Genomic DNA, 20,842 nt, shown 5'->3' on the forward strand with positions numbered 1-20,842 from the left:
CGCTGCCGTTCTGCGACGACAACGCCTGATTCGGTGTCTTGGGCATTCGCTCGAGCGAGTAGCAGACAATGCGCTTTGTTAGCGCTAACATCGCCAGTATTGGCAACCCCGACATAGAGCGTCCAATACTGAAAAATTACTTTTATATGCGATTTGGTTTTCAGAAAGGATTGACTCTTGAACGATGAAAAACCGCGTAAACGCCGAGGCGCCGGCCGTGTGACGCTGAATGCCGTAGCGCGCGCAGCCGGGGTGTCGGCGATTACCGTGTCGCGGTATTTCAATCAGCCCGAGCAGGTATCGCCCGAGCGCCGCGAGCGCATCGCGGCGGTGGTCGCCGAGTTGGGCTACGTGCCGAATCTGGTCGCCGGCGGCCTGGCCTCGGCGCGGGGGAAAATCGTTGGCATGGTCATCCCCAACATCTCCGGCCCGATCTTTGCCAACACCATTCAAGGCTTCAGCGACACCCTCAGCCGTCACGGTTATCAGCTGTTGCTGGCGTCGAGTTATTTCGATATCGAGCAGGAAGAAAATGCCGTGCGCGCATTTCTCGGCTGGTCGCCGGCAGCGCTGGTGCTGACCAGCCACTTTCACAGTGCAGGCACGGAAAAGATGATCGCCGAAGCGGATATCCCGGTGATCGAGACCTGGGATTACCAGCCGGATCGCGAGCCGATGCAGATCGGCTTTTCGCACTTCGAGGTGGGGGTGAAGGCGGCAACGCATCTGCTCGGAAAAGGCTACCGGCGCATCGCCTTCGTGCAGAACAGTGCGCCGGGGGATTTCAGCGCACTGGAACGCCGTGACGGCTATGCCGCGACCCTGCGCAAATCTGGCCTGGAACCGTGGGTTTTCGCGCCCGACGCCGATCGCGCACCGTTCGAAGCCGGCAAACAGGCGATGGAGGCGCTGATGAACGCCTCACCGCGCCCCGACGCGATCATCTTCGCCAACGACAACCTCGCCGCCGGCGGCCTGCTCGCCGGGCAACGCGCAGGCCTGAAAATCCCCGAAGACTGCGCCGTTCTGGGCTTCGGGGATTACCCGTTCGCCGAGATGCTTTTGCCAAGCCTCAGTACGATCAAACCACCGGCACTGGAGATCGGCGTACTGGCCGCAACACGCGTGCTGGAAAGCCTCGGGGTATTGCCGAGCGACGAGGTGCAACGTCTGAACCTGCTGCAATGTCAGGTTATCGAACGCGAAAGCACCTGATCTCCAGGATCTCGCTCAGCTCGACAATTCGCGCAAGGCTGCCGCAGCCAGGAATCCTGACCGCGAGTTGTAGCGCTGATCGCGCCTGACTGTTTGATCGATACGCTCCAACAGTTGCTCAGGCAATGTAGCGTTGAACCGCACTGACTTGCCGAAATACGGCGTGATATCAAAATCGACCACGCCCCAGATCCCTCCTGCGTAATCCGGGTTATCAAGATGCGCATCAATGTCTTGCACCTGCGGCAACGGCGCTCCGTCGGCAACCAGACCTTCATAGTGAAGCGCCAACGCCTCCCGAGCACTTTCAAAAGCCTCAGCAACCGTAGCGCCTGCGGAAAAGCAGCCGGGGACATCCGGGATAATCACTCCGTAGTCCGAGTCGACATCCTTGTGCAGAACGACCGGGAATTTCATGTGGGTGAGTCCTTCCTCTGACAGGCCAATCAAAGGGCCTTCGTTTTCAATGGTGAGCCTCATTTCAAGCCCGCCTGTTTCAAAATGCTATTAATCGTCCCCTTGGGAAGATCTGAGTCAGGGTGCTTGATCGTCACCCTCCCCAGCTTGAACGGATGCTTGTATTGATGATGGCTGCCTTTCACCGCCACCAGATACCAACCATCGATCTCGATCCTCCTGATCATTTCCCGACTACGCATTTCCTTCGCCCTGTTCGACAGCTAGAGCTTCTTACAATAGGAGGCCCGGGCGGTTTTTATACACACGATACACACGCAGACAAATATTAGCCTACAGAGCATGCGTGCGCTCATGGGGGAGATCATCGGTAGGTGCGGGCCAGCAAGCAAAACATCTCAGCCGTCAGGCATTTCTAAACGAGTCGCAAAATGTGTCGACAGAGCAACCCTGTGCGCAAAAGCAAGGGCGGAATTGACTATGCTCTAAATAACACTGCAGTAGCGCCTTCGCGAGCAGGCTCGCTCCCACAGGAGTTTCCTGCGAACATCGATCTATGTCCTGCCGAGATCCAATGTGGGAGCGAGCCTGCTCGCGAAGGCCCTCTTCCCGGCACGACATCTTCATCAGGCAGAACGCCCCATGCACACCGCCATCATCATTTTCTTCGGCCTGGTCCTGCTCGCGCTGATGCTCTACATCGGTGAGCGCATCGGCTTCAGTCGGCAGACCATGGCCTACGGCTTCGCCGTGCTGTGGCTGGCGTTGACGTTGATCAATGGCGTGGTGGGGGTGGTGCATGCCGGCCAGTCCGTGGGTTCGGAAATAGCGATTGGCAGTGCGGTGTTCGGCGTGCCGATGGCGGCGATGGTGTTGTTCATGGTGCTGAGCGCCGAGTCCTGAACCGACCCGACGCTCAGCCGCCGATCAACGCACCAGATGCAGGAACTGCATGTGCCGTTCGTACTGGTCGAGGATGTCGTTGATGATCTGCTCTTTGGTGTAGCCGACCAGATCGTAATCCTGACTGCCCTCGCTCAAGTGCACTTCGGCGCGGTAGTAGCGGCGGTTGTTGAGCTGCTTGGAGCCCATGCCACCGCGCGCAAACGACGGCGTGAAGTAGCCACGCATCTGCACTTGATAGATGAACGGATGCTGCTCGCCATGGCCGATTTCAAGACTCACGTTGTCATGCGACGGGTCCGGCTGGGTGACCACGTTCAAGCCTTTTTCAACAAACACCGCCGTGACTTCTTCAATCGCCGGGCGCACCGTGGTGTCCATGAAGCGATACACCTCGTCCCGCGAGGGGAAATGCACTGCCTGGCTCAGGCGCTGGCGCCAGCCACCGGTGCCACGCCGGGAACCGGAAACCGGCGCCAGCGAATGCAGCTGCGCAATCTGCTTCTGCGATTCCAGGTAGAACGCCTTGTGCAGGCCCCACATCATCAGCAGCAGAATCAGCGAGAACGGCAACGACGTGAGGACCACCGCTGACTTCAATGCATCGATGCTGCCGGAGAACAACAGCGCACTGGTGATCAGCGCGGTCATCGCGCCCCAGAACACCCGCAGCCATTTCGGCCCGTCTTCGTCCGGGTTGCCGCCCTTGGCCGACAGCGTCGAGAGCACGACGGTGCCGGAGTCCGCCGAGGTGACGAAGAACACGAAGCTGATGAACACCGTCACGGCGATCACGGTTTTGCTGAACGGATAGGTTTCCAGCAACAGGTAAATGCTCATCGAGGGATTGTCGATGGCCGACATGCCCAGCGCGCTCATGCCATGGTTGAGCACTTGATCAAGGGCGCTGTTACCGAAAATCGACATCCACGCCAGGGTGAAACCGAGCGGAATCAACAGCACGCCGAAGACAAATTCGCGGATGGTGCGGCCACGGGAAATCCGTGCGATGAACAGGCCTACGAATGGCGACCATGCGATCCACCAGGCCCAGTAGAACACCGTCCAGCCGCCGAGCCAGTCGCTCGGTTTGTCGTAGGCGTAGAGATCGAAACTCTTCATCGGCAGGGCGCCGAGGTAATCGCCGAGGTTCTGGATCAAGGTGTTGAGCAGGTGCTGAGTGGGCCCGGCGAACAACACGAACAGCAGCAGCGCACAGGCCAGCAGCATGTTGATGTCGGACATCACCCGCACGCCTTTATCCACGCCGGAAACAGCAACGATGATCGCTGCGCCCATCATCAGCGTGATCAGGCCGACCTGAATCCACTGGGTGTGAGCGATGCCGAATAAATAATCGAGACCGGAGTTGAGGTGCAGCACGCCAAAGCCCATGTCGGCACCCAGACCGAACACCGTGGCGATGATGCCGAAGCCATCGACGGCGTAACCGATCGGGCCGTTGATGCGTTTGCCGATCAGCGGATACAGCGCCGAACGCAGCGCCAGCGGCAGGTTGTGACGGTAGGCGAAATAGGCCAGCGCCATGCCAACGAAGGCGAACACGCCCCAGCCGTGCAGGCCCCAGTGCAGAAACAGAATCTGCATCGCCTGACGCGCCGCCTCTGCGGTGCCCGCCTCGCCTTGCGGCGGCTGGATCATGTGGGTCAGCGGCTCGGACACGCAGAAGAAAAACAGCGTGATGCTGATCCCGGCGGCGAACAGCATGCCGGCCCACGACAGATAACTGAATTCGGGCTCGTCGTGGTCGGCACCGAGTTTTATCTTGCCGTAGCCGGACAAGGCAGTGACCACCACGAAGATCAGATACACCGTCATCGCGAGCATGTAATACCAGCCGACCGTGTTGGCCGCCCAGTTCTGCGCTTGCAGCAACCAGGCGCCGGCCTGCTCGGGCATGGCGATAACGACGAGACCAAACAGCAGAATGACCGTCGCGGCGAAGTAGAACACCGGCGGATTCATCCGCACCAGACCGCTGGCGGGGGTAGACGATGCACTCATGAAACGTGCACCTCAAGGGGTTGAAACATGGCTGAAATGATCGGACTCAGCAAAGGCAAGCCTCCTGTTGTGAGCGGGCAGCGAACCGCCGGTTTAACTTGAATGAACGTTCAAGTTAAACATGGATAGGGTGGTAAGGACTAATCGCAGGGCTGGGCGGTAGTTTTCCTACAGCGGCCCGAGGAGGGGTATGACGCGGGTTTCAGGGGATTCGTTCACTGCTCCGGCTGCAGAATCAAAAGCCCCTCACCCTGGCCCTCCCGAAACGTCGGACCGCCCAGAAGGCGAGGGACTGATTGGGGGATATTCAAGAGATACGCCGAGGCGAACCTGCTGTAGCGAATCCATAATCGACTCGGTCTCTCAGGTCGATGGATAACCCAAAACACCCCGGTCGGCCCCCTCTCCCTCCGGGAGTGTGGCTGGGGTGAGGGAAAAGGATTCCACGTCCTTATTTCTGCGTCCCGTCATCATGCTGCAAATTCGCCTGCGTCAGGTTCGCCCCCGCCGGCACACTGCGCGTCAGCCACACATTGCCACCGATGGTCGAGCCCTTGCCGATGGTGATCCGCCCGAGAATCGTCGCCCCGGCGTAGATCACCACATCGTCCTCAACGATCGGATGGCGCGGATGGCCCTTCTGCAACTGGCCGTCCTCATCCGCCGGAAAGCGCTTGGCCCCCAGCGTCACGGCCTGATAAATCCGCACCCGCTCGCCAATGATCGCCGTCTCGCCAATCACCACGCCCGTGCCGTGATCGATAAAGAAACTCCGGCCGATCTGCGCGCCCGGATGGATATCGATACCGGTCGCCGAGTGGGCGATTTCCGCGCTGATCCGCGCCAGCAGCGGCAGACCCGCGCGGTACAAATGATGCGCCAGACGATGGTGAATCACCGCCAGGATTCCCGGATAGCACAGCAGTACTTCGTCGACACTGCGTGCGGCCGGGTCACCGTGATAGGCCGCCAGCACATCGGTGTCGAGCAGGATACGCAAGCCTGGCAAAGCCAGGGCGAAATCCTGAACGATCTGAATCGCGCGGGCTTCGACTTCGCTGTCGTCCTGCGCGCTGTGGCGCGCTACGTAACGCAGCTCCAGGCGGGTCTGCGTCAGCAAGGCATTCAGCGCGACGTCGAGGGTGTGGCCGACGTAAAAATCTTCACTTTCCTCACGCAGGTCGACCGGCCCCAAACGCATCGGAAACAGCGCGCCGCACAATGCTTCAAGAATCTCCGCCATTGCTGCGCGCGAAGGCAATTCGCGGCCACCCTGCTCGCCGGAAGCCCGGCCATTCTGTGCCCGCCATTGATCGCGCGCGCTACGTAACTGGCCGACGATGGTGTGCAATTGCCAATGACTGGATCGCTCGCTCACGGTAGAGACTCCTCACGGGCGGCCGGACTGTCTGGCCGCGTCAACGGCGCCCACTTTACGGCATGAGCGTGAGGGCAAATTAAGAACCGATAGTGCTGAACTAAGTCCAACGGGCTATAAGCGATTGGCGGTTGCCCCTGCAAATGCGCGTGCCTATAGTCCTTTCATCTTTCTCCGCCAGTACGGACCCATGATCAAGAATCAGCTGGAACGCTTTAACCGTCTCGACCTGCTCGGCCACCCTACGCCACTGGAAAAACTCGAACGTCTGTCCACATGGCTCGGTCGCGAGGTGTACATCAAGCGCGATGACCTGACGCCGCTGGCCATGGGCGGAAACAAGCTGCGCAAGCTCGAATACCTCGCCGCCGATGCCCTCGTCCAAGGCGCCGACACGCTGATCACCGCAGGCGCGCTGCAATCGAACCACGTTCGCCAGACGGCTGCGCTGGCCGCCCGTCTCGGCCTCGGCTGTGTGGCGCTGCTGGAAAACCCCTTGGGCACTGAGGACAGCAATTACACCGGCAACGGCAATCGCCTGCTGCTGGATCTGTTCGATGCCAAGGTCGAATTAGTCGACAACCTCGATAACGCTGACGAACAACTGGCCGCCCTCGCCGTGCGCCTGCGCAGCAACGGCAAGAAACCCTATCTGGTGCCGATCGGCGGTTCCAATGCGCTGGGTGCGTTGGGTTACGTGCGCGCCGGGCTGGAACTGGCCGAACAGATAAGAGACACCGGACTTGAGTTCGCTGCCGTCGTATTGGCATCGGGCAGCGCCGGCACGCATAGCGGTCTGGCGCTCGCACTGAGCGAAGCGCTGCCACAACTCCCGGTGATTGGCGTGACGGTGTCGCGCAGCGAAGAAGATCAGCGGCCGAAGGTCCAGAGCCTGGCCGAGCGCGCCGCAGACCTGCTCGGTGTCGAGCTGCCGACCCGTTTCAAGGTCGAGTTGTGGGACGAATATTTCGGCCCGCGCTATGGCGAGCCGAACGCCGGCACCCTTGCAGCGGTGAAACTGCTGGCGGGTCAGGAAGGTCTGTTGCTTGACCCGGTCTATACCGGCAAGGCCATGGCGGGATTGCTCGATGGCATCGGGCGCCAGCGCTTTGATGAGGGGCCGATCATTTTCCTTCATACGGGCGGTGCGCCGGCGCTGTTTGCCTACAAGGATTTTCTGTAACTGATCGTTCCCACGCTCCGCGTGGCAAGGCAGCCCGGGAGGCTCTGCGTCCCTTCCGGAGCTGCAACTCGGAGGGTCCTTTGAGGCATTCGCAGGCCGAGCGTGGAAGCTATCCATATGCAGGAAAAGTATAAGCAGCCAAATATTGAGTATTTTCAAGTCTATAGCCGACATCCTATAGTCACGCCGCAGGCGAATTTCGGGCGAGACGCATAAGCTGCTTTGAGGCAGGATAGCGCTGTCGTCAAATTCCCGAATGTGCCTACATTCCTTAAGCGTCTTCCATAAGAAAACACAGGGGCTTGTCATGAATTTTTCCGCACTACGTCGCACTCTGCTGGTCGGCTCGCTGGGTCTTGCGCTGGGCGCCGGCCTGATCGGCCAGGCCGTGGCCGGTGAGCAACTGCAACAGATCAAGGACAAAGGCGTGCTCAACGTCGGCCTGGAAGGCACTTATCCACCGTTCAGTTTCGTCGACGAGAACGGCAAGCTGTCCGGCTTCGAAGTCGAACTCTCTGAAGCGCTGGCGCAAAAACTCGGCGTCAAAGCCAAGGTTCAGCCAACCAAGTGGGACGGCATCCTCGCCGCGCTGGAATCCAAGCGCCTGGACATCGTGGTCAACCAGGTGACCATCTCCGAGGAGCGCAAGAAGAAGTATGACTTCTCCAAACCGTATACCGTTTCCGGGATTCAGGCGCTGGTGCTGAAAAGCAAAGAGGCCGCGCTGAACATCAAGACCGCCACTGACCTGTCCGGCAAGAAAGTCGGCGTCGGCCTGGGCACCAACTACGAACAATGGGTACGCGCTAACGTGCCGGGTGCTGACGTACGCACTTACGATGATGATCCGACCAAGTTCGCGGACCTCAACAACGGTCGCATCGATGCGATCCTGATCGACCGTCTGGCCGCGCTGGAATACGCCAAGAAAGCCCCGAAAACCGTGGCCGCCGGTGAAGCGTTCTCGCGTCAGGAATCCGGGATTGCCCTGCGCAAAGGCGAGCCGGAACTGCTGGCGGCGGTGAACAAGGCCCTCGACGAACTGCGCGCCGACGGCACGCTGAAAAAGCTGTCGGAGAAATACTTCAACACTGACGTCACTCAATAATGGAAGAAGCTTTCCAACTCGCCCTGGATTCCGCGCCCTTCCTGCTCAAGGGTGCGTATTACACGGTAGTCCTCAGTCTCGGCGGCATGTTTTTCGGCCTGCTGCTGGGCTTCGGTCTCGCGCTGATGCGCCTGTCGCGCTTCAAATCGGTCAGCTGGCTGGCACGCATCTACGTGTCGTTCTTTCGCGGCACGCCGTTGCTGGTGCAACTGTTCATGATCTATTACGGCTTGCCGCAATTGGGTCTCGAACTTGATCCGCTACCGGCAGCGCTGATCGGCTTCTCGCTGAACATGGCCGCCTACGCCTGTGAAATACTCCGCGCCGCGATCGGTTCGATCGAGCGTGGTCAGTGGGAAGCCGCTGCGAGCATCGGCATGACCCGCGCGCAGACCTTGCGCCGGGCCATCCTGCCGCAAGCGATGCGCACGGCGCTGCCGCCGCTGGGCAACAGCTTCATTTCGCTGGTCAAGGACACCGCGCTGGCCGCCACCATTCAGGTGCCGGAGCTGTTCCGCCAGGCGCAACTGATTACCGCCCGGACTTTCGAAGTCTTCACCATGTATCTTGCCGCCGCGCTGATCTACTGGATTCTGGCCACGGTGCTGTCGCACCTGCAGAACAAGTTGGAAGAGCGGGTCAATCGGCACGACCAGGAGTCCTGAGCCCATGATTGTCGTGGAAAAACTGACCAAGCAATTCAAGCAGCAGGTCGTGCTCAACGGCATCGACCTGGAGGTCAAGGAAGGCGAGGTCGTGGCGATCATCGGCCCCAGTGGTTCGGGGAAAACCACGTTCCTGCGATGCCTGAATTTTCTTGAACAACCCACCAGCGGCCGGATCAAGGTCGGCGATATCGAGATCGATACCAGCCGCCCGCTGAACCAGCAACAGAGCCTGGTGCGCAATCTGCGCCAGCACGTGGGTTTCGTGTTCCAGAACTTCAACCTGTTCCCCCATCGCACCGCACTGGAAAACGTCATCGAAGGTCCGATCGTAGTCAAGAAGATCCCGCGTGACGAGGCTGTCGCGCTGGGCAAAAAACTCTTGGCCAAGGTCGGACTCGCCGGCAAAGAGGACGCGTATCCGCGCCGTCTCTCCGGTGGTCAGCAGCAGCGCGTGGCGATTGCCCGGGCACTGGCGATGGAACCGGAAGTGATTCTGTTCGATGAGCCGACCTCGGCGCTCGACCCGGAACTGGTCGGCGAAGTGCTGGCGACCATCCGCGGCCTCGCTGAAGAGAAACGCACCATGGTCATCGTCACGCACGAGATGGGTTTTGCTCGCGACGTGGCCAACCGTGTGGTGTTTTTCGACAAGGGCGTGATTGTCGAACAAGGCGAAGCCAAGGCATTGTTTGCCAATCCGAAAGAACAGCGCACGCAACAGTTTCTCAGCAAATTTCTGAATCACGCCTGAGTTTCTGTTAATTGCATTTCGGCAACTTCCAGGGATGGAAGCGGCCTATCCAGACGTATATAAATCCATATTAAACCACCTGTAAGCGACGCATTTGCATACATTGCGCAACAGTTGAGTTGCGCCTGTAACTCGACCCCTCCGGTTTGATCATCCACCCCTAAACCCAAGCGTAAACGGACAAAAAGCCGCAAAGCTCGTGGCCCGATTCGCCCCGCCGCATAGGCATTCGGCGTCCGTACCGTAGGAACTTTCTGATTAAATTGTAATTCGCGGATTAACTAATCTCGTCTATTGACACTCCTCTCGGCACCCTCTTATCTAGTCGACAACCGGCACCATCCAGTTCAATCACGCCGTCTTCAAGTTGAATAAAAGTTCGACGCTTTATTGCCGGTTTATTCACGCCTTTTGTTCTTTCAGAAACGGACTTCGCTGCAAGGCTTCAAGGAGAGAAATCGATGACCCGCACTTCGCATACCCCCGAACTGGCAGCGCCGAGCCTGGCGCCCGCGCAGAAAACCGGCATCAATCTGGCCGCCGCCGCTCATCTGTTGATCGAGGTAGCGCCCTACCCCGACATGGACAGCGGCGACCTTATCGAATTGTTCTGGAACAAGTGTTACGTCGCCTCCAGAGTTCTGACCGCCGAGGATGTCGGCATGGCGGTCAGCCTGCGTGTACCGGAGAGCTTCATCGACAACGGCACTGCGCGCATTCATTACCGGGTAATGCAGGTCGGCCAGGGCCCGGCGTTCTCGGCGGCGACACGAGTGCTGGTCAAACTCGATTGCCCCGGCGGCCAGCCATCGGCCCTGAGCGCAGACGAAAACCAGCAACTGGCCCCGGTGACGATTCCCGAGGCCATCCGCCGCCAGGGCGTCAACCCGAACCAGATCAAACGCGGCGTGCCACTGAGCATCGAGCCGTACCTGAACATGGCTGAAGATGACGCCATTACCTTGCGCTGGGGTGATGTGCGGATGGACCTGGCACCAATCACCGCAGCCGACATCGGCTTGCCGGTCCAGGTCTGGGTACCGCCGGCGGTGATTGTCGAAGCGGGCGAGGATCTGCGCCTGGACGTGACCTATTGCATCCTCGATCGGGTCGGCAACAACTCCCGCTGGGCACCGCCGCGCACCTTGAAAATCGGCTGCGTCAATCCTTACCTGAAAGTCCCGTTGAGGCACGAACTCAAAGCGGCCGAAGCGCGCGAGCATTGATCTTCCCGAGAGGCGACGGGGGTGCGCCCCCTCCTTCTATGCATATTCCTAAAAGTTAGTTTATTTAATATTTATACACGCTTAGGGTATATACACCGGACCACCGGACATTCTTTCGTTCGCCGCACCTTGCGGCGTTTTCAATGAGATGTGAGGTAGGTCGTATGGTCCGGAAGTCAATCACCCCAGTGCAGATCGCCAGGGCATTGCGTGCAGCCAGGGAGTGGCGATGATGTCCAGTCTGGCCGATGCAAACGCCCAGTCGGATCTGGACATCGCCCCGCTGCTGTTGCCCGCGCAGGTTTTGCGCAACGATGCCCAGGCCGTCAAGGCTGCCCAGGAGCTGGCGCAGGTCGCCCGCGTTCAGGCGGCGAAACGCGATCGTCAGCGCAAGTTGCCGTGGTCGGAAATCGAACAGTTCACCCGCAGTGGCCTGGGCAGCATCGCGATCCCGCGCGAATACGGTGGCCCGCAGGTTTCGTTCGTGACGCTGGCGGAAGTCTTCGCGATCATTTCCGCCGCCGACCCGGCGTTGGGGCAAATCCCGCAGAATCAGTTCGGCATCATCCACCTGATCCTTGGCTGCGCCAGCGAGGCGCAGAAACAGCAGTTGTTCGACAGTGTTCTGCAAGGCTGGCGCATCGGCAATGCCGGCCCGGAACGCGGCAGCAAAAACACCCTGGAACTGAAAGCGAGGATCAGCGTCGATGGCGACGATTACGTGATCAACGGCCAGAAGTTCTATTCCACCGGCGCGCTATTTGCGCACTGGGTGGCGGTGAAAGCGCTGAACGATGAAGACAAACAGGTGCTGGCGTTCGTCCGGCGCGGCACGCCCGGTTTGCGCATCGTTGACGACTGGTCGGGCTTCGGTCAGCGCACCACCGCCAGCGGCACGATTGTGCTGAACAACGTGCGTGTCGAGCCGAGCCTGGTCATCGACAACTGGAAGATCAACGAAAAGCCGAACACCCAAGGCGCCGTGTCGCAATTGATTCAAGCGGCCATCGACGCCGGCATTGCTCGTGGAGCGATCGACGATGCCATCGAATTCGTCAAAACCCGCGCACGACCATGGATCGACGCCAAGGTTGATCGCGCCAGCGATGACCTCTACGTGATCGCCGACATCGGCAGATTGAAAATCGAACTGCATGCCGCCGAAGCGCTGCTGCGCAAGGCCGGACAGGTGCTTGATCAGGTGCATGCCGCACCGATAACCGCGGCCTCCGCCGCGCGCGCGTCGATCGCCGTGGCCGAAGCGAAAGTGCTGACCACCGAAATTTCCTTGCTCGCCAGCGAAAAGCTTTTCGAACTGGCTGGCAGCCGCGCAACCCTCGCCGAATTCAACCTCGACCGCCACTGGCGCAATGCCCGGGTGCACACCCTGCACGATCCGGTGCGCTGGAAATATCACGCGGTTGGCGCGTATCGCCTCAACGGCACTTTACCGGCTCGCCATTCCTGGATCTGACCGCACACTTTCTCAAGAGCCTTGGAGAAACCCATGACTTCTTCTCAACACGTCGCGGTCATCACCAGCGATGAGCAAGCCCTGATTATCGCCAGCGACCTGGCCGAAGATTTCCAACGCGACAGCGCCCTGCGTGACCGCGAACGCCGCCTGCCATTGGCAGAACTGGAAGTGTTTTCCCGCTCCGGCCTGTGGGGTATCAGCGTACCGAAAGAATATGGCGGTGCGGGCGTGTCCAATGTCACCCTGGCCAAAGTCATCGCTTTGATCGCGCGGGCTGACGGCTCGCTGGGGCAGATTCCACAGAATCATTTCTACGCACTGGAAGTGCTGCGCGTGAATGGCAGTGACGAACAGAAACAACGCCTGTACGCCGAGGTCCTTGCCGGCCAACGCTTCGGCAATGCACTGGCAGAACTGGGCACCAAAACCGCTCACGACCGCGTCACCAGTCTCAAACGCGACGGCGAAGGCTACCGCATCAACGGGCGCAAGTTCTACGCGACCGGGGCGATTTACGCGCAGCGCATTCCGACCTCGGTGGTCGATGAAAACGGCGTGCAGCAACTGGCCTTCGTTCCACGCCACAGCAAAGGCCTGAGCATCATCGATGACTGGAGCGGCTTCGGCCAGCGCACCACCGGCAGCGGCTCGGTCGTGTTCGAAGACGTTTACGTTGCCGCTGAAGACGTGCTGCCCTTTCAGAGTGCTTTCGAACGACCGACCACGGTCGGCCCGCTGGCGCAAATTCTTCACGCGGCCATCGATACCGGTATCGCCCGCGCCGCTTATGAGGACGCCTTGCATTTCGTGCGCAGCAAGACGCGGCCATGGATCGACTCCGGCAGCGACAAGGCCACCGAGGACCCGCTGACCCTGAAGAGCTTCGGCCACCTGAGCATCCGCCTGAGCGCCACCGAAGCTTTGCTCGAACGCGCCGGCGAATTCCTTGATGCCGCACAGGCTGACACCAACGCCGAAACCGTTGCAGCGGCCTCGATCGCCGTCGCCGAAGCACGCGCGATCAGCACGGAAATTTCCCTGGCGGCGGGCAGCACCCTGTTCGAACTGGCCGGCAGCCAGGCCACCCTCGCCGAGCATGGCCTCGACCGCCACTGGCGCAACGCCCGCGTGCACACGCTGCATGACCCGGTGCGCTGGAAATATCACGCGGTCGGCAATTACTACCTCAACGATGAAAACCCTCCGCTGCGAGGGACGATCTGATGAGCGCGGCGAAAAAGAAGATTCTGCTCAACGCGTTCAACATGAACTGCATCGGCCACATCAATCACGGCTTGTGGACGCATCCGCGCGATAACTCGACCCGTTACAACACGATCGAATACTGGACCGAATTGGCGCAGTTGCTTGAGCGCGGCTTGTTCGACGGTCTGTTCATCGCCGATATCGTCGGTGTGTATGACGTCTACCAGAACTCGCTCGACGTGACGCTGAAAGAGTCGATCCAGTTGCCGGTCAACGACCCGTTGCTGCTGGTCTCAGCGATGGCTGCGGTGACCAAAAATCTCGGCTTTGGCCTCACCGCCAATCTCACCTACGAAGCGCCGTACCTGTTCGCCCGGCGTCTGTCGACGCTTGATCATCTGAGCCGTGGCCGGGTGGGCTGGAACATCGTCACCGGCTACCTCGACAGCGCCGCCAAAGCCATGGGCCTCAGCGCGCAGGTCGAACATGACCGCCGTTACGATCAGGCCGACGAGTACTTGCAGGTGCTCTACAAACTCTGGGAAGGCAGCTGGGAAACCGACGCGGTGCTCAACGACCGCGAGCAGCGCATCTACGCGCAGCCGGACAAAGTCCATAAGGTCGAGCACAAGGGCGAGTTCTACCAGGTCGAGGGTTATCACCTGTGCGAACCGTCGCCGCAGCGTACCCCGGTGCTGTTTCAGGCCGGCAGTTCCGAGCGCGGCTTGCAGTTCGCCGGGCGCCACGCCGAGTGCGTATTCATCAGCGGCCAGAACAAGCCATCGACCAAGGCGCAAGTGGACAAAGTCCGCGCCAGTGCCGTTGCGGCGGGGCGCAACCCCGAAGACATCAAGGTGTTCATGGGCCTCAACGTGATTGTCGGCGCCAGCGAAGAAGCCGCCTGGGCCAAGCATGCCGAGTACCTCGGCTACGCCAGCGCCGAGGCCGGCGTCGCGCATTTTTCCGCCTCAACCGGCATCGACTTTTCCCGGTACGCAATCGACGAACCGATCCAGTACGTGAAAAGCAACGCGATTCAGTCTGCCACCAAGACTCTGCAGAACAATGACTGGACCCGGCGCAAATTGCTCGACCAGCACGCACTCGGTGGCCGCTACATCACCGTGGTCGGCTCGCCTGAACAAGTGGCCGATGAGCTGGAGTCGTGGATCGCCGAAACCGGGCTGGATGGCTTCAACCTGACCCGCATCGTCACGCCGGAAAGCTATGTGGATTTCATCGAACTGGTGATTCCCGAACTACAGAGGCGCGGCTCGTACAAGACCGCGTATGACCGCGGCACCTTGCGCGAGAAGCTGTTTCACGAAGGGGCGCAGCTCCCCGAGCAACACCGCGGATCTTCGTACCGCCACTGATCCCTTGCACTGATCGTTCCCACGCTCTGCGTGGGAATGCAGCCGGGACGCTCCGCGTCCCAACAGCGAGCGCAGAGCGTCCATTGAGGCAATCCCACGCGGAGCATGGGAACGATCAAAGAAAACACTTACTGACTGGATAACTCATCATGACCAAGAAACTGCTCTCCCACCCAGTCAAAGCACTGGCCCTGGCCCTCGGCCTGTTCAGCTCGGCAGTATTTGCCGCCGACGCGCCGTTGAAAATCGGCACCACCGCCGCCTTCGCTATTCCGCTGGAAGCCGCCGTCGAAGAGGCCTCGAAACAAGGCCTGAAGGTCGAGCTGGTGGAGTTCACCGACTGGATCGCACCGAACGTCAGCCTCGCTGCCGGCGATATCGACGTGAATTATTTCCAGCACATCCCGTTTCTGGAAAACGCCAAAGCCGCGTCAGGTTTTGATCTTGTGCCGTTCGCGCCGGGGATCATCAACAACGTCGGTCTGTACTCGAAAAAATACCAAAGCTTCGACGAGTTACCGGAAGGCGCCAGCGTTGCCATCGCCAACGATCCGATCAACAGCGGTCGCGGTCTGCAGCTGCTGGCCAAGGCCGGTTTGATCACGCTCAAACCGGGCGTCGGCTACAAGGCCACCGAGGATGACATCGTCGCCAATCCGAAGAAGATCAAGATTCTCCAGGTCGAAGCCGTACAACTGGTGCGCGCCTACGATGACGCCGATCTGGTCCAGGGTTACCCGGCCTATATTCGTCTGGCGAAGACCTTCGATGCCGGTTCGGCGCTGCTGTTCGACGGCCTCGATCACAAGGAATACGTGATTCAGTTCGTCATTCAACCGAAAAGCAAAACTGATCCGCGCCTGATCAAATTCGTCGACATCTACCAGCATTCGCCGGCCGTTCGCGCAGCGTTGGACAAGGCTCACGGCAAGCTCTATCAAGCCGGTTGGGAAAGCTGAGCATGACCGCCGCGATCCAACGGCGACTGGAGACTCCAGAGCCACACACTGCGCAAAAAACCGAGCTGCATCCCGAGCTGAATCGTGCCCACGTACGCTTCATCGGGCTGGGCAAAACCTACAACGGCCGGCAAGGTCCGGTCGCGGCTTTGCAGGGCATCGATCTGGCCATTCAGCGTGGTGACGTGTTCGGCATCATCGGCCGCAGCGGTGCCGGCAAGTCGTCGTTGATCCGCACGATCAATCGCCTCGAGCAGCCGACCTCGGGGCGCGTTCTGATCGATCAGGTCGACATCGGCGAATTCGACGAAGACCGCCTCGTCGCGTTGCGCCGGCGCATCGGGATGATCTTCCAGCACTTCAATCTGATGTCGGCCAAGACCGTTTGGCAGAACGTCGAACTGCCCTTGAAAGTCGCGGGTGTACCGAAGGAACAGCGCGAGAAAAAGGTCCGTGAACTGCTCGAGCTGGTCGGCCTGCAAAGCAAGCACACAGCGTATCCGGCACAACTTTCCGGTGGACAGAAACAACGCGTCGGCATTGCCCGTGCGCTGGTACATGACCCGGACATTCTGCTGTGCGACGAGGCCACCTCGGCGCTCGATCCGGAGACTACGCAATCGATCCTCGCCCTGCTGCGCGAGATCAATAAGCGTCTGGGTCTGACCATTGTGCTGATCACTCATGAGATGGCGGTGATTCGCGAGATCTGCGACCGCGTCGTCGTGCTTGAGCACGGCCGTATCGTCGAGCAAGGCCCGGTCTGGCAAGTATTCGGCAATCCCCAGCACGAGGTCAGCCAGACCCTGCTTGCGCCGCTGCAACACGCCTTGCCGGAAGAATTGCAGAGCCGTTTGCTGGCGCAATCCACTTCCGCCCACGACGCTGTAGTACTGCGCTTGCAGTTCACCGGCAGTGCCGCTGATGAGCCGGATCTGGCCGCGTTGTTTGCGGCGCTGGGTGGACGAGTGAAGCTGCTTCAGGGCGGGGTCGAACGGATTCAGGGTCATGCGCTGGGGCAGTTACTGCTGGCCGTCAGCGGCTCGGCATTCAGCGCCGAGCAATTGCGCGAACGCGCCGGACAATGGGCGCAACGAGTGGAGGTATTGGGCTATGTGGTTTGATCGCTTGCTGCAGGGTTTTATCGACACCTTCCTGATGGTTGGCGTGTCCTCGCTGATCGCGCTGCTGGTGGGCATTCCCATGGCGGTCATTCTGGTCACCAGCGACAAGGGCGGGATTTACGAAGCGCCGCTGTTGAATCGTGCGCTGGGCGCCTTCGTCAATCTGTTCCGCTCGATCCCGTTTCTGATTCTGATGGTCGCGCTGATTCCGTTCACCCGCCTGATCGTCGGTACCACCTACGGTGTCTGGGCCGCTGTGGTGCCGCTGACCATCGCCGCAACACCGTTCTTTGCGCGTATTGCCGAGGTCAGTCTGCGCGAGGTTGATCATGGCTTGATCGAAGCCGCGCAGGCCATGGGTTGCCGCCGCTGGCATATCGTCTGGCATGTACTGCTGCCCGAGGCGCTACCGGGAATTGTCGGGGGTTCACCATCACTCTGGTGACCATGATCAACTCGTCGGCCATGGCTGGGGCGATTGGTGCTGGTGGGCTGGGAGATATTGCTTATCGCTACGGCTATCAGCGTTTTGACAGTCAGATCATGTTGACGGTGATTGTCTTGCTGGTGGCGTTGGTGGCGGTGATTCAGTTGGGTGGAGACAGGCTGGCGCGCGGACTGAATAAGCGGTGAGCCAATCTCGTAGTGTTGGCTACGGGAAGTGAGCCAACACTAAAACCGACCGACTACCCAGTGCTGCGTGAAAACTATCGCTCGGGCGTCGACATTCAGGTGAACCATTTTTTGAAAAAGTTCTGCTTGGGAGGCTTTTCGTAATAAGCAATGAAGTTGGCGATGGATCTGACGGACGATCCTTCCTCTGGTCTTCTGTAAAGCAATTCGCCTTGTGCTCCAACCACGCCGATTCCTGCCGAATGACCGCCATCGAGGTTCACTGACCATCCATCAGCCCCGCTCATCCCATCAAGTCTGGCCATTACCCTGGACCATTCAGGCATGGTATAGCCTGTCGCTGCTTCGCTGCGCCCGGTGCTGCCGCCCCATGCCAAACGCGTACGCTGCCCGTGCTCTGATCCGCCGGGCCTACTGATACCCGAGCGAATGTTGGGTGAACCTGCGTGACCCAACTTCCCTGGCTGATTGTTTTTCGGGTTGAAGAGAAACTTGGTAAGACCTAACAGGCTTTCAGGGAAAACCGCTGTCCCGCCTCGTGAGAGCAAGGGCCCGGATTCAATACTCGATCCGTCTCTCATTCGAACCGTCACAAAATGCTTTCGATAATCTGAAGGCACCGGGGCGTAAATCTGGCTTTTACCGCCAATCTTGCTTGGGCCAATTGGCGCAAAGGGGGAAACGTGCGCGCTAGCCTGGTTACCCATATTGAAAAAGCCGCCATTTACATAGGCAACGACGCCCGCATCCTCAATGGCTGCTTGCGCCTTGATGTCCTGCCCCGGCGCAGTATTCAGCCGAAATCCTTTTGTTGCTCCCGCTACTTTGCTTCGTAATGTCGAATCAAGCGACAGGTAGGCAAGCGTTCTATCGCCAATGACAGGGCGATTCAAGTTCATTCCCATCCGCTCGAACAGTCCATTACCGCCGACAATATCGACTGCAATAATCCCCCTCGCCACGGTGCGTACCCAGACACCGTCTCTTGAAGCCACTACTCTCGCATAAGCTCTGCGCCAACGATCCTGCGCATCGCTTCGCTTGCGACCGTCGGGATCAACAGCGGTTGCCGGATTGTTTGTGACCATTGCGTACAAATTCAATCCGTCCTCCTCCGGATCCGCGCTGATCCATCGCTGCAGCCAAGGCGCGTAATATCGGTAGCCATAGTAATAAAGCCCCGTGGCGTCTCGCTCCTTGCCAGAATATCGAGTGGTCTTGTATGCCGCCGCATCTGCATTTTTTCCAGCCCAACAGGCGGTGCCTCCAAACGGATAATACTGTTCCAGTGTCAGAACACTGCCTTGCGCATCAAGCTCCAGAGTGCAGGAGCCGACGAGATCGTCATAGCCAAAGCGCAGTTGGTCTGGATGTCTGCCACCAGGCCAGTGCAACAGCTTCACAGAAGTTCGACCGACTCCGATTTCGATCACTTGATGCTCTTCACCTTCGGCACTACGGTGCAATTCAAGACCGGAAAAATAACGTACCTCGCTATACAAAATTCGGACCGTAGTCTGTCGGATGAATATTTTGCGCGATCGATGTCCGGGACGCTCATAACTGAAGCATTCGCAGTCACCGGTTTTTGCCTCGCGTTGAACCAGCACTACCTGGCTCAGCTCATTACGCTCGTTCCACGTCATCGCCTGCCCGCGTTGCAACTCGAGCTGATTACCCGCCGCATCGAATCCTGACGCTATATCCGCTTCCCCTGGCAAATTACCGTCATCGCGCTGGCCCAGACTTCGGTTGCTGTAAGCCGAAGTAAACATCGAAAACCCCGGCGCACCGCTGTGATGACGAGTGATCAGATTACCCGCGACGTCATAGTCGAATGTCTGTGTGTAGTTGCGCCGCTGGTTGGGGTCTAGCGGTGTTGGCAGAAGAGCCGGCAATGCCGGGCCATGGCTGGGCTGGCTGACCTCCCAACTGCGGGCCGCGACCAGTTGATAAAGGCTGTCGTAGCGATACCAACTGACCGGATCGATCCGCTGATTGTTGAAGTAAGACACAGCCTGGGTTTTATCTTCCAGGCGGGTGACATTGCCCACCGGGTCATAGGTGTAATTCAGATCCTGCAACGGCGTTTGCGCACCGATACTGGCGACCAATCTGAGTAACCGGCCATCATCGCGGCTGTATTCGGCACGGGCGACGACGCCGTTGCCGGCCGTTTCGCTTTCGATCTGACCCTGCGCGTTGTAGCGGATGGCACTGACCAGGCACTGCGGCTGCCTGCCCTCGCCGGCCTGTAACAGCCAGATCGCGGCAGATTGCCCGCCCAGGTTGTAATGCTGCGTTCTGACATTACCCACCGCGTCGGTGTGATGCTGCAGGTCGCCTGTCGGGCTGAAAGTCTGTCGGGTGACGTAGTTTCTTTTCTCGAGATACTCATCTCGGCGATCGGGTTCGAGGGGCCAGTCCGGTGTTTGCAGTTCGATCAGAAAGCGTCGCGACTCCACCAGTGCTGCGCCGCCGAGGCCGTAGTCATCGAAGTGTCGATTGCCGGCCGGGTCGTCATGACGAATCAGTTGACCGCACTGGTTGTGCAGCGCGCGATCATCGGTGGCTTCTCCATAGGTCCAGCGCTCGACCACGTGAGGCTGCCCGTCGTGCGCTTGCTCACTGAGGGCGATCGGCCGTTGCAGCTCATCGTATTGGTGATGGCTCTGATTGCCCCGCGCATCCCAGACAGCACACAACGAACCTGCTTCATTCAACAGGCACGCCTGCCAGCCGGCGTCGACACTGTCTGTGAATAGCCCTTGCCCGCTCAACGCGTAGATAGCGGCCAGATTTGGCTTTGGCGCAGCGCCATATAAACGCGGATCCCATGAAGCCACCTGCCGCCCCGCCTCATCGAAGCTCTGCCGAGTGATACGCGATTCGACACCGGGTTTGTCCGGATGCCGGTAACAGGCAACGCCGCGAATCGCCAATGCACGCGGGTCAAGGACCGACAAGGTCGGAGTGGCGGTGTCATGGTGAGTGTTCACGGCTACGCGAGTCCCTGGCGCCATGCACCAAGACTGAACCTGTTTTCTCTGGCCCGATACTGTAAGAACTACCAGTTGCATTCAGCCAGGTTTTCCGGTTTCTGCACGCACGTATCGTATTTGGACAGGGCTGGCGCCGTGGCTGAATAAGCGCTATGTTCGATGGCGGCAGGTGGCCATCAAGCAGATCCATG

Annotated in this window: 17 protein-coding genes and 1 pseudogene; 13 read left to right on the top strand and 5 right to left on the bottom strand. The window is 59.5% G+C overall.

All coding sequences use genetic code 11. The annotated features are described in order from the left end of the window. Positions 1-177 precede the first annotated feature (177 nt). Positions 178-1,215 (top strand): LacI family DNA-binding transcriptional regulator, encoded by a 1,038-nt coding sequence (locus tag M0746_RS24425; protein WP_258450904.1) that lies wholly within the window; start codon positions 178-180, stop codon positions 1,213-1,215. A gap of 15 nt (positions 1,216-1,230) precedes the next feature. Here M0746_RS24425 and M0746_RS24430 read toward each other — a convergent pair whose 3' ends face one another. Together M0746_RS24430 and M0746_RS24435 are read right to left on the bottom strand one after the other, a co-directional pair. Further along, positions 1,231-1,695 carry a type II toxin-antitoxin system HicB family antitoxin gene (locus M0746_RS24430; protein ID WP_446731282.1) on the bottom strand — a complete coding sequence of 155 codons (465 nt, stop codon included), beginning with the start codon at positions 1,693-1,695 and terminating at the stop codon, positions 1,231-1,233. Beyond that, complete coding sequence (locus tag M0746_RS24435; RefSeq protein ID WP_258450905.1) at positions 1,692-1,874, bottom strand: type II toxin-antitoxin system HicA family toxin; 183 nt, start codon at positions 1,872-1,874, stop codon at positions 1,692-1,694. Before M0746_RS24435 ends, M0746_RS24430 begins: the two co-directional genes overlap by 4 nt. 400 nt (positions 1,875-2,274) lie before the next feature. Between M0746_RS24435 and M0746_RS24440 the strand changes: the two genes are divergently transcribed. After that, positions 2,275-2,535 carry a hypothetical protein gene (locus M0746_RS24440; protein ID WP_258450906.1) on the top strand — a complete coding sequence of 87 codons (261 nt, stop codon included), beginning with the start codon at positions 2,275-2,277 and terminating at the stop codon, positions 2,533-2,535. Positions 2,536-2,559: 24 nt separating this feature from the next. On the opposite strand, the gene betT is transcribed toward M0746_RS24440, so the two are convergent. Next, complete coding sequence (gene betT, locus M0746_RS24445; RefSeq protein WP_258451522.1) at positions 2,560-4,521, bottom strand: choline transporter BetT; 1,962 nt, start codon at positions 4,519-4,521, stop codon at positions 2,560-2,562. Positions 4,522-5,011: 490 nt separating this feature from the next. Then, entirely contained in the window at positions 5,012-5,938 is a 927-nt protein-coding gene (epsC, locus tag M0746_RS24450; protein WP_258450907.1) for a serine O-acetyltransferase EpsC, read from the bottom strand. Positions 5,939-6,128: 190 nt separating this feature from the next. On the opposite strand from epsC, the gene M0746_RS24455 reads away from it, so the two are divergent. From M0746_RS24455 to M0746_RS24505, 11 genes and pseudogenes are all read left to right on the top strand, one after another. After that, positions 6,129-7,121, top strand: coding sequence for a D-cysteine desulfhydrase (locus M0746_RS24455; RefSeq protein WP_258450908.1), 993 nt, complete (start codon positions 6,129-6,131; stop codon positions 7,119-7,121). A gap of 307 nt (positions 7,122-7,428) precedes the next feature. Further along, entirely contained in the window at positions 7,429-8,229 is an 801-nt protein-coding gene (tcyJ, locus tag M0746_RS24460) for a cystine ABC transporter substrate-binding protein (protein WP_258450909.1), read from the top strand. Then, the gene (gene tcyL, locus M0746_RS24465; protein WP_258450910.1) at positions 8,229-8,894 is read left to right on the top strand and encodes a cystine ABC transporter permease; all 666 of its coding nucleotides are present in this window, start codon (positions 8,229-8,231) and stop codon (positions 8,892-8,894) included. Before tcyJ ends, tcyL begins: the two co-directional genes overlap by 1 nt. 4 nt (positions 8,895-8,898) lie before the next feature. Next, positions 8,899-9,648: an L-cystine ABC transporter ATP-binding protein TcyN gene (gene tcyN, locus M0746_RS24470; RefSeq protein ID WP_258450911.1), complete on the top strand. Its 750-nt coding sequence runs from the start codon at positions 8,899-8,901 to the stop codon at positions 9,646-9,648. Positions 9,649-10,109: 461 nt separating this feature from the next. Then, entirely contained in the window at positions 10,110-10,874 is a 765-nt protein-coding gene (locus M0746_RS24475; protein WP_258450912.1) for a hypothetical protein, read from the top strand. Positions 10,875-11,106: 232 nt separating this feature from the next. After that, a complete protein-coding gene (locus M0746_RS24480; RefSeq protein WP_258451523.1) occupies positions 11,107-12,348 on the top strand; it encodes an SfnB family sulfur acquisition oxidoreductase in 1,242 nt (413 codons plus the stop codon). A 33-nt stretch (positions 12,349-12,381) separates the two neighbouring features. Continuing rightward, a complete protein-coding gene (locus M0746_RS24485) occupies positions 12,382-13,575 on the top strand; it encodes an SfnB family sulfur acquisition oxidoreductase (protein ID WP_258450913.1) in 1,194 nt (397 codons plus the stop codon). Then, positions 13,575-14,933 carry an LLM class flavin-dependent oxidoreductase gene (locus tag M0746_RS24490; RefSeq protein ID WP_258450914.1) on the top strand — a complete coding sequence of 453 codons (1,359 nt, stop codon included), beginning with the start codon at positions 13,575-13,577 and terminating at the stop codon, positions 14,931-14,933. Before M0746_RS24485 ends, M0746_RS24490 begins: the two co-directional genes overlap by 1 nt. Positions 14,934-15,082: 149 nt before the next feature. Continuing rightward, positions 15,083-15,892 (top strand): MetQ/NlpA family ABC transporter substrate-binding protein, encoded by an 810-nt coding sequence (locus M0746_RS24495; RefSeq protein ID WP_258450915.1) that lies wholly within the window; start codon positions 15,083-15,085, stop codon positions 15,890-15,892. 2 nt (positions 15,893-15,894) lie between these two features. Then, complete coding sequence (locus M0746_RS24500) at positions 15,895-17,016, top strand: methionine ABC transporter ATP-binding protein (protein ID WP_258450916.1); 1,122 nt, start codon at positions 15,895-15,897, stop codon at positions 17,014-17,016. Next, a pseudogene (locus M0746_RS24505) lies at positions 17,006-17,649 on the top strand (methionine ABC transporter permease). Before M0746_RS24500 ends, M0746_RS24505 begins: the two are co-directional and overlap by 11 nt. 95 nt (positions 17,650-17,744) lie before the next feature. On the opposite strand, the gene M0746_RS24510 reads toward M0746_RS24505, so the two are convergent. Continuing rightward, positions 17,745-20,648 carry an RHS repeat domain-containing protein gene (locus M0746_RS24510; protein WP_258450917.1) on the bottom strand — a complete coding sequence of 968 codons (2,904 nt, stop codon included), beginning with the start codon at positions 20,646-20,648 and terminating at the stop codon, positions 17,745-17,747. Positions 20,649-20,842 lie beyond the last annotated feature (194 nt).

The sequence above is a fragment of the Pseudomonas sp. S11P7 genome, assembly GCF_023195435.1.
GTDB lineage: Bacteria > Pseudomonadota > Gammaproteobacteria > Pseudomonadales > Pseudomonadaceae > Aquipseudomonas > Aquipseudomonas fluorescens_G.